This window comes from Streptomyces sp. NPDC092952, assembly GCF_044754785.1.
Taxonomy (GTDB): domain Bacteria; phylum Actinomycetota; class Actinomycetes; order Streptomycetales; family Streptomycetaceae; genus Streptomyces.
Genome location: NZ_JBIVPT010000001.1, coordinates 560832 through 573687, shown reverse-complemented (window position 1 = coordinate 573687; position 12856 = coordinate 560832). Strand labels below are relative to the sequence as shown.

General features: G+C 69.8%; 15 protein-coding genes. 12 read left to right on the top strand and 3 right to left on the bottom strand.

The annotated features are described in order from the left end of the window. The first annotated feature begins 211 nt into the window (after positions 1 to 211). From map to truA, 8 genes are all read left to right on the top strand, one after another. Complete coding sequence (map, locus tag ACIQGQ_RS02560; RefSeq protein ID WP_366297204.1) at positions 212 to 1048, top strand: type I methionyl aminopeptidase; 837 nt, start codon at positions 212 to 214, stop codon at positions 1046 to 1048. A 327-nt stretch (positions 1049 to 1375) separates the two neighbouring features. Beyond that, a complete protein-coding gene (infA, locus tag ACIQGQ_RS02555; protein ID WP_003956442.1) occupies positions 1376 to 1597 on the top strand; it encodes a translation initiation factor IF-1 in 222 nt (73 codons plus the stop codon). A gap of 60 nt (positions 1598 to 1657) precedes the next feature. Next, a complete protein-coding gene (gene rpmJ / locus ACIQGQ_RS02550) occupies positions 1658 to 1771 on the top strand; it encodes a 50S ribosomal protein L36 (protein ID WP_003956441.1) in 114 nt (37 codons plus the stop codon). A 194-nt stretch (positions 1772 to 1965) separates the two neighbouring features. Continuing rightward, positions 1966 to 2346, top strand: a complete 381-nt coding sequence (rpsM, locus tag ACIQGQ_RS02545) for a 30S ribosomal protein S13 (protein WP_148838713.1) — start codon at positions 1966 to 1968, stop codon at positions 2344 to 2346. Between the two features lie 104 nt (positions 2347 to 2450). Beyond that, the gene (rpsK, locus tag ACIQGQ_RS02540; protein WP_003956432.1) at positions 2451 to 2855 is read left to right on the top strand and encodes a 30S ribosomal protein S11; all 405 of its coding nucleotides are present in this window, start codon (positions 2451 to 2453) and stop codon (positions 2853 to 2855) included. Positions 2856 to 2992: 137 nt separating this feature from the next. Next, positions 2993 to 4015: a DNA-directed RNA polymerase subunit alpha gene (locus ACIQGQ_RS02535; protein WP_024755423.1), complete on the top strand. Its 1023-nt coding sequence runs from the start codon at positions 2993 to 2995 to the stop codon at positions 4013 to 4015. Positions 4016 to 4135: 120 nt separating this feature from the next. Further along, on the top strand, positions 4136 to 4636 hold the full coding sequence (gene rplQ, locus ACIQGQ_RS02530) for a 50S ribosomal protein L17 (protein ID WP_352281028.1): 501 nt from the start codon (positions 4136 to 4138) through the stop codon (positions 4634 to 4636). Positions 4637 to 4743: 107 nt separating this feature from the next. After that, positions 4744 to 5598: a tRNA pseudouridine(38-40) synthase TruA gene (gene truA / locus ACIQGQ_RS02525; protein WP_402389726.1), complete on the top strand. Its 855-nt coding sequence runs from the start codon at positions 4744 to 4746 to the stop codon at positions 5596 to 5598. A 25-nt stretch (positions 5599 to 5623) separates the two neighbouring features. On the opposite strand, the gene ACIQGQ_RS02520 is transcribed toward truA, so the two are convergent. Continuing rightward, entirely contained in the window at positions 5624 to 6484 is an 861-nt protein-coding gene (locus ACIQGQ_RS02520; protein WP_402389724.1) for a hypothetical protein, read from the bottom strand. Between the two features lie 58 nt (positions 6485 to 6542). Here ACIQGQ_RS02520 and ACIQGQ_RS02515 point away from each other — a divergent pair, with 58 nt between their 5' ends. The 4 genes from ACIQGQ_RS02515 (at position 6543) to glmM (ending at position 11023) form a co-directional block, all read left to right on the top strand. Continuing rightward, positions 6543 to 8171 (top strand): ABC-F family ATP-binding cassette domain-containing protein, encoded by a 1629-nt coding sequence (locus ACIQGQ_RS02515; protein WP_402390297.1) that lies wholly within the window; start codon positions 6543 to 6545, stop codon positions 8169 to 8171. A gap of 231 nt (positions 8172 to 8402) precedes the next feature. Beyond that, positions 8403 to 8846, top strand: a complete 444-nt coding sequence (gene rplM, locus ACIQGQ_RS02510; protein WP_366297201.1) for a 50S ribosomal protein L13 — start codon at positions 8403 to 8405, stop codon at positions 8844 to 8846. 44 nt (positions 8847 to 8890) lie between these two features. Further along, complete coding sequence (rpsI, locus tag ACIQGQ_RS02505) at positions 8891 to 9418, top strand: 30S ribosomal protein S9 (RefSeq protein ID WP_352281038.1); 528 nt, start codon at positions 8891 to 8893, stop codon at positions 9416 to 9418. Between the two features lie 246 nt (positions 9419 to 9664). Further along, a complete protein-coding gene (gene glmM, locus ACIQGQ_RS02500) occupies positions 9665 to 11023 on the top strand; it encodes a phosphoglucosamine mutase (RefSeq protein ID WP_402389719.1) in 1359 nt (452 codons plus the stop codon). A gap of 45 nt (positions 11024 to 11068) precedes the next feature. On the opposite strand, the gene coaA is transcribed toward glmM, so the two are convergent. Then, positions 11069 to 12064, bottom strand: coding sequence for a type I pantothenate kinase (gene coaA, locus ACIQGQ_RS02495; RefSeq protein WP_402389717.1), 996 nt, complete (start codon positions 12062 to 12064; stop codon positions 11069 to 11071). An 87-nt stretch (positions 12065 to 12151) separates the two neighbouring features. After that, entirely contained in the window at positions 12152 to 12754 is a 603-nt protein-coding gene (locus ACIQGQ_RS02490; protein ID WP_402389715.1) for a hypothetical protein, read from the bottom strand. Between the last annotated feature and the right edge of the window lie 102 nt (positions 12755 to 12856).

The following is a 12856-nucleotide window of genomic DNA, read 5'->3' as shown; positions in this document are numbered from 1 at the left end:
CGGCGGCGTTCGCACCGGTGTGGGGGGGGGGGGGTTGGCTCGGGCCTAGGCCCCCCCCCCGCCCCCGCCCCCCCCCCCCCGGCGGGCGGGGGGGGGGGGGGCCCCCGCCCCCCCCCCCCCCCGACTGCGTGCGCCGTATCGTGGAACGGGTACGCCGCAGACATCCCCGTTCGACAAGGATCGACGGGCCGACGCAGAGAGGCGCCGTGCAATGGTGCAGATCAAGACCCCCGAGCAGATCGCCAAGATGCGTGAGGCGGGGCTGGTGGTCGCTGCCATTCACGCGGCCACCCGCGAGGCGGCGGTGCCCGGCGCCACCACGCACGACCTCGACCAGGTCGCCCGCAAGGTGATCGCCGACCACGGCGCGAAGTCGAACTTCCTCGGCTACGGCGGCTTCCCCGCGACGATCTGCACCTCGGTCAACGAGGTCGTCGTCCACGGCATCCCGGACGAGAAGACCGTCCTCAAGGACGGCGACATCATCTCCATCGACGCCGGCGCGATCGTCGACGGCTGGCACGGCGACGCCGCGTACACCGCTTTTGTGGGCACCGGACACGCTCCGGAGCTGATCGAGCTCTCCCGGGTGACCGAGGAGTCGATGTGGGCCGGGATCGCCGCGATGAAGGTCAACAACCGCCTCGTCGACATCTCGAAGGCGATCGAGTCCTACATCCGCCGCCAGCCCCGCCCCGCCACCGGCAAGTACGGGATCATCGAGGACTACGGCGGCCACGGCATCGGCACCGAGATGCACATGGACCCGCACCTGCTGAACTACGTCGCCCGCAAGCGCGGCAAGGGCATCAAGCTGGTCCCCGGCGTCTGCCTCGCCATCGAGCCGATGGTCTCGCTCGGCACGGCGCGGACCGAGGTGCTCCAGGACGACTGGACCGTGATCACGACGGACGGCACCTGGTCCTCCCACTGGGAGCACTCGATCGCCCTCACCGAACAGGGCCCCCTGGTCCTCACCGCCCCCGACTGCGGCCGCGAGAAGCTGGCCCAGTACGGGATCGAGGCGGCGCCGGACCCGCTGGGCTGAGCCGGGATCGCGGGGCGGAGCCCGCGCGGCGGGCCGAAGCCCGTGAGGCGCTCCGGCGCCGAGCCCGCGAGGGCCGCGTGGGGGAGGGGCCGGGATCGAGGCGGCGCCGGACCCGCTGGGCTGAGCGGCGGGCGGTCGGGCGGAGCCCGGCGCGGCGGGCCGAAGCCGGGGCTTTACCGAGGTCTAAGGATCTCTCCGGCTGGGCAAACTTGACGGATTCGTCTTTTGAGGTCCGCTGACGTAGACTGACTCGTCGGCTGTCGTGCATCGGTATGTCCGCATGCGATGCCGAGAGTCGATCAAGGTAGCCGATTCGAAAGGCGAAGCGTGGCCAAGAAGCAAGGTGCCATCGAAATCGAGGGCACCGTGATCGAGTCCCTCCCGAACGCCATGTTCAAGGTGGAACTCCAGAACGGTCACAAGGTCCTCGCGCACATCAGCGGCAAGATGCGGATGCACTACATCCGAATCCTTCCGGATGACCGGGTCGTCGTGGAGCTCTCTCCGTACGACCTGACGCGTGGCCGGATCGTCTACCGCTACAAGTAGATCTTGCCTCTGCCCCGCATCCGCGAGGCGACGGCACTGACCCGGAGAACCTGACATCCCATGAAGGTCAAGCCGAGCGTCAAGAAGATCTGCGACAAGTGCAAGGTGATCCGCCGTCACGGTCGGGTCATGGTCATCTGCGACAACCTGCGCCACAAGCAGCGCCAGGGCTGACGCACGACCACCTGCATCTCGCAGTACTTCGCGCGACGCACGTAATACGTACATACGCAGAGTCCGTCCACGCTTCGGCTGACGACACCTCCGGCGGGGGCCGGGGACCTGGGCGTACCACCTCTCCTCCCGAGAGGTCGGCGATCAGGAGCGGCACTGTGGAAGACCCCCGAACGAACAACTGGAGCCATTGAATGGCACGCGTTTCAGGTGTTGACATCCCGCGCGAAAAGCGCGTGGAGGTCGCCCTCACCTACGTCTTCGGCATCGGGCGCACCCGGTCCAAGGAGATCCTCGCCGCCACGGACGTGAACCCGAACACCCGTGTTCGCGACCTGGCCGAAGAGGACCTGGTCAAGATCCGCGAGTACGTGGACGCCAACCTCCGCACCGAGGGTGACCTCCGCCGCGAGATCCAGGCCGACATCCGCCGCAAGGTCGAGATCGGCTGCTACCAGGGTCTGCGTCACCGCCGCGGTCTGCCGGTCCACGGCCAGCGCACCAGCACGAACGCTCGTACCCGCAAGGGCCCGCGTCGCGCGATCGCCGGTAAGAAGAAGCCGGGCAAGAAGTAGTCCTCAGCGGACGCACTGCGGTCGTCCGGCCACCGGGCACCCGCAGCAACCAGCGGTCTTCGCTGTAGGACCGATCACCTCCCCTCTCCATCTGGAGTCAAGACATGCCCCCCAAGGGTCGTCAGGGCGCAGCCAAGAAGGTGCGTCGCAAGGAAAAGAAGAACGTCGCTCACGGCCACGCGCACATCAAGAGCACGTTCAACAACACCATCGTCTCGATCACGGACCCCTCGGGCAACGTGATCTCCTGGGCCTCCGCCGGCCACGTCGGCTTCAAGGGCTCGCGCAAGTCCACTCCCTTCGCCGCGCAGATGGCCGCCGAGTCGGCCGCCCGCCGCGCGCAGGAGCACGGCATGCGCAAGGTCGACGTCTTCGTGAAGGGTCCGGGCTCCGGCCGCGAGACCGCGATCCGTTCGCTCCAGGCCACCGGCCTGGAGGTCGGTTCGATCCAGGACGTCACCCCGACGCCGCACAACGGCTGCCGTCCGCCGAAGCGCCGTCGCGTCTGATCCGTCACGGCCGGTGACGGCCGTGCGTCCATGACGCGGGTGCGGGCGGTATGTCCCTTCCGGGGCATGCCGCCCGTATCCTTGTTTCATCTGTCGGGCATCAAATAGTGGGTGCCCACGACTGAAGGATTTTCCTCATGCTTATCGCTCAGCGTCCTTCGCTGACCGAAGAGGTCGTCGACGAGTTCCGCTCCCGGTTCGTCATCGAGCCGCTGGAGCCGGGCTTCGGCTACACCCTCGGCAACTCCCTGCGCCGCACGCTCCTCTCCTCGATCCCCGGTGCCGCTGTCACCAGCATCCGGATCGACGGTGTCCTGCACGAGTTCACCACCGTGCCGGGCGTCAAGGAGGACGTGACCGACCTCATCCTCAACATCAAGCAGCTGGTCGTCTCCTCGGAGCACGACGAGCCGGTCGTGATGTACCTGCGCAAGCAGGGCCCCGGCCTGGTCACCGCCGCGGACATCGCGCCGCCGGCCGGTGTCGAGGTGCACAACCCGGACCTGGTCCTCGCCACGCTCAACGGCAAGGGCAAGCTGGAGATGGAGCTGACCGTCGAGCGCGGTCGCGGCTACGTCTCCGCCGTCCAGAACAAGCAGGCGGGCCAGGAGATCGGCCGTATCCCGGTCGACTCGATCTACTCGCCGGTGCTCAAGGTCACCTACAAGGTCGAGGCGACCCGTGTCGAGCAGCGCACCGACTTCGACAAGCTGATCGTCGACGTCGAGACCAAGCAGGCCATGCGTCCCCGTGACGCCATGGCGTCGGCCGGCAAGACCCTGGTCGAGCTGTTCGGCCTGGCGCGCGAGCTCAACATCGACGCCGAGGGCATCGACATGGGCCCGTCGCCGACGGACGCCGCGCTCGCCGCCGATCTGGCGCTGCCGATCGAGGAGCTGGAGCTCACGGTCCGCTCGTACAACTGCCTCAAGCGCGAGGGCATCCACTCCGTGGGTGAGCTCGTCGCCCGTTCCGAGGCCGACCTGCTCGACATCCGCAACTTCGGTGCGAAGTCGATCGACGAGGTCAAGGCGAAGCTGGCCGGTATGGGCCTGGCGCTGAAGGACTCGCCTCCCGGCTTCGACCCGACCGCCGCCGCCGACGCCTTCGGCGCCGACGACGACGCGGACGCCGGTTTCGTGGAGACCGAGCAGTACTGATCCACCTCCCCGGCCGGGCCTTCCGCCCGGCCGGGGCCATGGTCTTCCACGCGGCGTCCGCCGCGTGGGAACTGACACCGGTACCTGACACGGCCGGTGCAGCACACAAGGAGAAACACCATGCCGAAGCCCGCCAAGGGTGCCCGTCTGGGCGGCAGCGCCGCGCACGAGAAGCTTCTTCTCAACAACCTCGCGAAGTCGCTGTTCGAGCACGGCCGCATCACCACGACCGAGGCCAAGGCCCGTCGCCTGCGTCCGGTCGCCGAGCGTTTCATCACCAAGGCGAAGAAGGGCGACATCCACAACCGTCGCCTGGTGCTGCAGTCGATCACGGACAAGGGCGTCGTCCACACGCTCTTCACCGAGATCGCCCCGCGGTACGAGAACCGCCCCGGTGGTTACACCCGTATCACCAAGATCGGCAACCGTCGTGGCGACAACGCCCCGATGGCCGTCATCGAGCTGGTCGAGGCGCTGACCGTGGCCCAGGAGGCCACCGGTGAGGCCGAGGCCGCCACGAAGCGCGCGGTCAAGGAGGACGCCCTCAAGAAGGACGCCGCCGAGACCGAGGCCGTCGAGGACGCCAAGCCGGCCGACGACGCCGAGTCCAAGGACGCCTGAGCGTTCTGAGACCGCAGGACGGGCCCGCACCACCCTTCGGGGCGGTGCGGGCCCGTTCCGTATGCACCTGCGAGCAGCTGTGAGAACCCGCGGAAAGGGACCCTGGGGTGAGTGACGAGGTGGAGCCCGGCTCCGTACGGGTACGGCTGGACCTGGCGTACGACGGCAAGGACTTCTCGGGCTGGGCGAAGCAGACCTCCCGGCGGACCGTCCAGGGGGAGATCGAGGACGCGCTGCGGACGGTGACCCGGTCCGCGCGGACGTACGACCTGACCGTGGCCGGGCGGACCGACGCCGGGGTGCACGCCCGGGGCCAGGTCGCCCATGTCGACCTGCCGGACGAGGTGTGGGCGGAGCACGGGGACAAGCTGCTGCGGCGGATGGCCGGGCGGATGGCGCCCGATGTCCGCATCCGGCGGATCGCACCGGCGCCCGCCGGGTTCAACGCGCGGTTCTCCGCGCTGTGGCGCCGGTACGCGTACCGGGTCTGCGACGCGCCCGGCGGGGTGGACCCGCTGGTGCGGGGTCATGTGCTGTGGCACGACCGGCCGTTGGACGTGGACGCGATGAACGCGGCGGCCGTCCGGATGACCGGGGAGCACGACTTCGCCGCGTACTGCAAGAAGCGCGAGGGCGCGACGACGATCCGGACGCTCCAGAGGCTGAGCTGGGAGCGGGACCCGGCGACGGGGATCATGACGGCGACCGTGCAGGCGGACGCGTTCTGCCACAACATGGTGCGCGCGCTGATCGGGGCCGCGCTCTTCGTGGGCGACGGGCGCCGGCCGGCCGAATGGCCCGCCCAGGTGCTCGCCGCCCGGGTGCGCGACCCCGGCGTCCACGTGGTCCGTCCGCACGGCCTGACGCTGGAGGAAGTGGCCTACCCGGCCGACGGGTTGCTGGCCGCCCGCGCCGAGGAGGCGCGCAATGTGCGCACGCTCCCCGGCTCGGGCTGCTGCTGATCCGCCGTCAGGGCCGCCGGGGCCGTCAGTCGGAACCGGCCTGGGCGGTGGCCGCCGCCGAGGCCTGGAGCTCGCCGCGGTGACGGATCTGACGGAACGTGAAGTTCGTCAGGTCGTCACCGGTGGCGTAGACGTTCTTGTCGGCCGTGGTGACGCTCTTGCCGTTGGTGAAGCCGCTGATCGCGAAGTAGGCGTAGCGGCCGTAGGAGTTGGCGGTGCGTCGGCAGACCGATCCGGCCGGGCAGAAGGCCGGCACGCCCGCGCCGGGCAGGGTGGCGATGCTGCCGCTCGACTGCCGGGCCGCCTTCTTCGCCTGTGCCTCCGTCCGGAACACCGCGAGGCCGACGGTGACGGCGACGCCGTCCTTGCTGTACGTGGCCCGGATCACCTGCTCGCAGCCGTTGTTCACCAGGATCGGGCCCAGCGCGCCCTTCGTCGTCGCGGCGCAGCTCTTCGTCTGCTGCGTCGCCCCCTTGGTGTAGACGCGGTCGCCCATGGTGAGCCCCTTGCCGGGGAAGAACGCGTCGACGGTGATCGGCGCCCGGTCCTTCTTCGCGTCGGACACGTAGTCCTTCGGGTCGGGCGGGGGCGGCGGGGCCACCGAGGAGAAGGACGGCTCGGGCTGGGCCGTCTCCTCCGGCAGATCGCTCGGTGCGGGAAGCTGGCTCGCGTTCTTGCCCGAGCCATGGGTGGTGTCGTTGTTGTTCGTCGAGATGACCGCCGCGGCCACGGCCGCGCCGATCGCCGCGGTGGCGAGCACGCCGCCACCGATCAGCAGCCACTTCTTGCGCCGGTTGCGCGCGGCGGACGCGTCGGCCATCGCCGCCCAGTCGGGAGTCCGCGAACCCCCTGGCCCCCCGAAGGGCCCCCCTTGCCCATAGCTCATGGGGCGAATCCTAGAGGAGGTATAAACCGGTTGGGCCAGGGCTTCGCGGCCCGTGACAATGATGCGTATGGGACATCTCGAAGCGGGCCATCTGGAGTACTACCTGCCGGACGGGCGGGTGCTGCTGGGCGACGTGTCGTTCCGGGTGGCGGACGGTGCGGTGGTCGCGCTGGTCGGGGCCAACGGCGCGGGCAAGACGACGCTCCTCAGGCTGCTCGCCGGGGACCTCCAGCCGCAGGGCGGCTCCGTCTCGGTGAGCGGCGGGCTCGGCGTGATGCCGCAGTTCGTCGGCTCCGTACGGGACGGGCGGACCGTACGGGACCTGCTGGTCTCCGTCGCCCCGCCGCGCATCAGGGAGGCGGCCCTGGCGGTCGACCGGGCCGAGGAGCTGATCCTCACCGTCGACGACGAGGCCGCGCAGATGGCGTACGCGCAGGCGCTCAGCGACTGGGCGGAGGCGCGCGGCTACGAGTCCGAGACCGTCTGGGACATGTGCACCATGGCCGCGCTCGGCATCCCGTACGAGAAGGCGCAGTGGCGCGAGGTGCGCACGCTCTCCGGCGGTGAGCAGAAGCGGCTCGTGCTGGAGGCGCTGCTGCGCGGGCCCGACGAGGTGCTGCTCCTGGACGAGCCGGACAACTACCTCGACGTGCCCGGGAAGCGGTGGCTGGAGGAGAGGCTGAAGGAGACCCGCAAGACGGTCCTCTTCGTCTCCCACGACCGCGAACTGCTCTCCCGGGCCGCCGAGAAGATCGTCAGCGTGGAGCCGAGCCCGGCCGGCAGCGACGTCTGGGTGCACGGAGGCGGCTTCGACACGTACCACCAGGCGCGCAAGGACCGGTTCGCCCGGTTCGAGGAGCTGCTGCGGCGCTGGGAGGAGGAGCACGCCCGGCTGAAGGCCCTCGTCCTGCGGCTGCGGCAGCAGGCGGCTAACAGCCCCGACATGGCCTCCCGCTACCGGGCGATGCAGACCCGCTTCAAGAAGTTCGAGGACGCGGGACCGCCCCCGGAGCCGCCGCGCGAGCAGGAGATCAGCATGCGGCTGCGCGGCGGCCGTACCGGCGTACGGGCCGTGACCTGCGAGAACCTTGAGCTGACCGGGCTGATGAAGCCGTTCGACCTGGAGATCTACTACGGGGAACGGGTCGCCGTCCTCGGCTCCAACGGCTCCGGCAAGTCGCACTTCCTGCGCCTGCTGGCCGGTGAGGACGTGGCGCACACCGGCACCTGGAAGCTGGGCGCGCGGGTCGTGCCCGGCCACTTCGCGCAGACCCACGCCCACCCCGAGCTGCTGGGCCGCACGCTGGTCGAGATCCTGTGGAAGGAGCACGCCAAGGACCGCGGCGGCGCCATGTCCGTACTGCGCCGCTACGAGCTGGAGCGCCAGGGCGACCAGCCCTTCGAGAAGCTGTCCGGCGGGCAGCAGGCCCGGTTCCAGATCCTGCTCCTGGAACTGGCCGGTACGACCGCGCTGCTCCTGGACGAGCCGACGGACAACCTGGACCTGGAGTCGGCCGAGGCGCTCCAGGAGGGGCTGGAGGCGTACGAGGGGACGGTGCTCGCGGTCACCCACGACCGCTGGTTCGCCCGGTCCTTCGACCGCTATCTGGTCTTCGGCTCGGACGGGGTCGTGCGCGAGACGCGGGAGCCGGTGTGGGACGAGCGCCGGGTGGAGCGGGCACGATAGGGCGGACGCGGCACGTTTTGACCCGTCCGGGGCCGGACGGGTAGTGTCGACGGTTGTTATGCGTATGGGCTGCGTGTTCTCACGCGAAGAGCCCTTGCGCTAGTTCTCTGGAGCAGTTACCAGTGGCTCGCATACGGGCGGTGTTCCCGGCACTGCGGGCCCCAGCTGCATGATCGCTTCAGAGGTGTCGTGTGTATGGACCCCATCCACTGAAGAAGCGAAGGCTACGAAGTGCGTACGTACAGCCCCAAGCCCGGCGATGTCACTCGCCAGTGGCACATCATTGACGCGCGGGACGTCGTCCTGGGCCGTCTGGCCAGCACCGCGGCGAACCTCCTCCGCGGCAAGCACAAGGCGATCTACGCCCCCCACATGGACATGGGCGACTTCGTCATCATCATCAACGCCGACAAGGTTCACCTGTCCGGCAACAAGAAGACCCAGAAGATGGCGTACCGCCACTCCGGGTTCCCGGGTGGTCTCCGCTCCGTCCGTTACGACGAGCTGCTCGCCAAGAGCCCCGAGAAGGCTGTCGAGAAGGCCATCAAGGGCATGATCCCCAAGAACAGCCTGGGCCGTCAGGTGATCTCGAAGCTCAAGGTCTACGCGGGCGACCAGCACCCGCACGCTGCTCAGCAGCCGGTCCCGTTCGAGATCACCCAGGTCGCGCAGTAGTTCCGGCCTCCCCCTAAGACCAAAAGAAAGATCTGAGGAGAATCGTGGCCGAGACCACTGTTGAGAACCCCGTCGAGGGCACCGAGGGCGAGGAGATCTTCGCCGAGGTGACCACCTTCGAGTCCGAGGTTCCCGTCGAGGGCGAGTACACCAGCGAGTCGCTGGCCTCCCGCTTCGGCGACCCGCAGCCCGCCGCCGGCCTGGGCCGTCGGAAGAACGCCATCGCCCGTGTCCGGATCGTTCCGGGCTCCGGCAAGTGGAAGATCAACGGTCGTACCCTTGAGGACTACTTCCCCAACAAGGTGCACCAGCAGGAAGTCAACGAGCCCTTCAAGGTGCTCGAGCTCGACGACCGCTACGACGTCATCGCCCGCATCTCGGGTGGCGGCGTCTCGGGTCAGGCCGGTGCCCTGCGCCTCGGCGTCGCCCGTGCGCTGAACGAGGCCGACGTGGACAACAACCGTCCCGCGCTCAAGAAGGCCGGCTTCCTCTCCCGCGACGACCGTGCGGTCGAGCGCAAGAAGGCCGGTCTCAAGAAGGCCCGCAAGGCCCCGCAGTACAGCAAGCGCTAATCCGCCTGCTCACCTGCTGTTCACGTTCGCCCCGGCGGCACACCTCGTGCCCGCCGGGGCGTTCGTTTATCGGCATCCCCAGGCGTATAACGGCATAAGCCGTTCATGGGCTTTTTTGTACGGCGTTGCGTCGATCACGTGGCGTCGTACGAACCGGTGGTGGGTACGCGGTGTTGTGCGCGCCGTGTGCCGTGCCGCTTTGGTTGATTTGGTTGTGCGGTTTCGGAGCATCTTCGGAGGACACCAGTGGGACGACTCTTCGGCACGGACGGTGTGCGCGGTGTCGCCAATGCGGATCTGACGGCCGAGCTGGCGCTCGGTCTCTCGGTCGCTGCGGCGCATGTTCTCGCAGAGAACGGCACCCATGACGGGGCCCGGCCGACCGCCGTGGTGGGCCGGGACCCACGCGCCTCCGGGGAGTTCCTGGAGGCGGCGGTGGTGGCCGGGCTCGCCAGCGCGGGCGTGGACGTCCTGCGCGTCGGTGTGCTGCCCACCCCGGCGGTGGCGTATCTCACCGGGGCGCTGGGCGCCGACCTCGGGGTGATGCTCTCGGCGAGCCACAACTCCATGCCGGACAACGGTGTCAAGTTCATCGCCCGCGGCGGTCACAAGCTCTCCGACGAGCTGGAGGACCGGATCGAGACGCTGTACCGGCAGCACCGGGGCGGTGAGCCGTGGGCGCGCCCGACCGGCGCCGGAGTGGGGCGGGTCACCGAGTACACGGAGGGCTTCGACCGCTACGTGGCCCACCTGGTCGCGGTCCTGCCGAACCGGCTCGACGGGCTGAAGGTGGTGCTCGACGAGGCGCACGGCGCGGCCGCCCGGGTCTCGCCGGAGGCCTTCGCCCGGGCCGGCGCCGAGGTGATCACCATCGGGGCCGACCCGAACGGCCTGAACATCAACGACGGCTGCGGCTCCACCCACCTGGAGCCGCTGAAGGCCGCCGTCGTCGAGCACGGCGCCGACTTCGGCATCGCGCACGACGGCGACGCCGACCGCTGCCTGGCCGTGGACGCCTCCGGCGAGGAGGTCGACGGCGACCAGATCCTCGCGGTCCTGGCCCTCGCCATGCGCGAGAACGGGCAGCTGCGCAAGGACACCGTGGTCGGCACCGTGATGTCCAACCTCGGCTTCAAGATCGCGATGGAGCGGGAGGGCATCCAGCTCGTCCAGACCGCCGTCGGCGACCGCTACGTACTGGAGTCGATGAAGGCCGAGGGCTACGCGCTCGGCGGCGAGCAGTCCGGCCACGTCATCGTGCTGGACCACGCCACCACCGGCGACGGCACGCTGACCGGGCTGCTGCTCGCGGCCCGGGTCGCGGCCACCGGCCGTACGCTCGCCGATCTGGCCGGGGTCATGCAGCGGCTGCCGCAGCTGCTGATCAACGTCCGGGACGTCGACAAGTCCCGGGTCGGCAGCTCCCCGGAGATCGCCGCCGCCGTCGCCGAGGCCGAGGCCGAGCTGGGCTCCACCGGCCGGGTGCTGCTGCGCCAGTCGGGCACGGAGCCGCTGGTGCGGGTCATGGTCGAGGCCGCCGACATCGAGCAGGCCCGCGCGGTCGCCGAGCGGCTGGCCGACGTGGTGAAGTCCGCGCTGGGCTGAGAGCCGTGCTTCCGCCGGGCGGACCGCCCGGCGGAAGCATCCGGGTCAGAGCTTGCGCAGGGAGAGCCGCTGGACCTTGTGGTCGGGGCCCTTGCGGAGCACCAGGGTGGCGCGGCCCCGGGTGGGGGCGACGTTCTCCACCAGGTTGGGCCGGTTGACGGTGCGCCACATCGTCGCCGCGTACTCCATGGCCTCCCGCTCGGAGACCTGGGTGTACCTGCGGAAGTACGACGACGGGTCCTGGAACGCGGTGTCGCGCAGCTTGCGGAAGCGGTCGAGGTACCAGCTCTCGATGTCCTCGGTGCGGGCGTCCACGTACACGCTGAAGTCGAAGTAGTCGGCGAGACCGACCCTGGTGCGGCCGTCCTTGCCGGGCAGCGCGGGCTGGAGGACGTTGAGCCCCTCGACGATCAGGATGTCGGGGCGGCGCACGCTGAGCCGCTCGTCCGGCACGATGTCGTAGATCAGGTGGGAGTAGACGGGCGCCGTCACCTCGTCCTTGCCGGCCTTGATGTCGGCGACGAAGCGGGTCAGGGCGCGCCGGTCGTACGACTCGGGGAAGCCCTTGCGGGACATCAGGCCGCGGGCCCTCAGCTCCTTCATCGGCAGCAGGAAGCCGTCGGTGGTCACCAGCTCGACGCGGGGGTGCTCGGGCCAGCGGGCCAGCAGCGCCTGGAGGATGCGCGCGGTGGTGGACTTGCCGACCGCGACACTGCCCGCGACGCCTATGACGAACGGGGTGCCGCTCTGGGCGCCGTGGCCGTTGCCCGCGTCGCCGAGGAAGGTGTTCAGCGCGCCGCGCAGCCCCGAGGTGGCCTGGACGTAGAGGTTGAGGAGCCGGGAGAGCGGCAGGTAGACGTCCCGTACCTCGTCGAGGTCGATGACGTCGCCGAGGCCGCGCAGCCGCTCGACCTCCTCGGCGGTCAGCGGCAGCGGCGTCTTGTCGCGCAGCGCGCTCCACTCGGCGCGGGACAGGTCGACGTACGGCGTCGCCGCGTGCTCGGCGCGTCGGTGGGTGCTCCGTGGCGGCGAAGTGATCACGGGTTCATTGTTGCGGGAGTTTTGACGCGGCGGGGGGTGGGCTCGGTCACGTGGGGTACGCCGGGGCGTCGCCTTGCGGTCCGCCGCTCAGTCCGCTTTTTCGAGCACGCAGAGCTTCCCGTCGTCGGGGTCGCCGACGTACGTCCACAGGACGGGGACGCCGTCGCTCCTGGCGTCGTAGAAGCCGCTGATCTCCCCGTCGCCGTACGTGAAGCCGAGGTCGACGGAGGTGGCCCCCTCCTCGTTGGTCGAATCGCCGGCGTCCCACTTCCCCGACGCGGAGAGCCTGGACGGGAGGTCGAAGCCGGCGTGGAGGTTGTTGTCGAAGTCGACGTAGTCGCCGCAGACCTGGGTGGAGCTGAAGGTGCCGTCCGCGGCGAGGACGAGGATTCCGCCCCGGTCGTCCTGCCAGGTCCCGGTCAGTTCGTCCGAGGACAGTGTGACCGGGGCGCCGTCCGGTTCCGGGGGGACGTTGAGGTAGCGCAGGAAGAAGAGCCCGACGACCAGGGCCAACGGGACGACGACCACCAGGACCGCGCCGATGGCCACGCCCACCAGGACGCCGCCCCAGATCGGCATCCGGAACCTCTGCGGGGGAGGCGGCGGGGCGGGGTGCGGCGGGAGGGACCTGAGGTCCCAGGCCGGCCGCTGTGGCGCGGTCTCCGGTTGCTCTTCCTCGGTGCCGGACATGCGCACACACCCCCCAGGTGCTCGGACGGCGGACCCGTACGGACGTCGCCGTGCCGTCATGATGCACCCGGGGGCACTGGCCGTCGGCTGCGGGGTGGTGTC

Excerpts from the sequence above, each read along its gene's own strand:
- map (WP_366297204.1), top strand. The coding sequence starts at position 212 with ATGGTGCAGATCAAGACCCCCGAGCAGATCGCCAAGATGCGTGAGGCG.
- rpmJ (WP_003956441.1), top strand. The coding sequence starts at position 1,658 with ATGAAGGTCAAGCCGAGCGTCAAGAAGATCTGCGACAAGTGCAAGGTG.
- rpsM (WP_148838713.1), top strand. The coding sequence starts at position 1,966 with ATGGCACGCGTTTCAGGTGTTGACATCCCGCGCGAAAAGCGCGTGGAG.
- rpsK (WP_003956432.1), top strand. The coding sequence starts at position 2,451 with ATGCCCCCCAAGGGTCGTCAGGGCGCAGCCAAGAAGGTGCGTCGCAAG.
- ACIQGQ_RS02535 (WP_024755423.1), top strand. The coding sequence starts at position 2,993 with ATGCTTATCGCTCAGCGTCCTTCGCTGACCGAAGAGGTCGTCGACGAG.
- rplQ (WP_352281028.1), top strand. The coding sequence starts at position 4,136 with ATGCCGAAGCCCGCCAAGGGTGCCCGTCTGGGCGGCAGCGCCGCGCAC.
- ACIQGQ_RS02520 (WP_402389724.1), bottom strand. The coding sequence starts at position 6,484 with ATGAGCTATGGGCAAGGGGGGCCCTTCGGGGGGCCAGGGGGTTCGCGG.
- ACIQGQ_RS02515 (WP_402390297.1), top strand. The coding sequence starts at position 6,543 with ATGATGCGTATGGGACATCTCGAAGCGGGCCATCTGGAGTACTACCTG.
- ACIQGQ_RS02490 (WP_402389715.1), bottom strand. The coding sequence starts at position 12,754 with ATGTCCGGCACCGAGGAAGAGCAACCGGAGACCGCGCCACAGCGGCCG.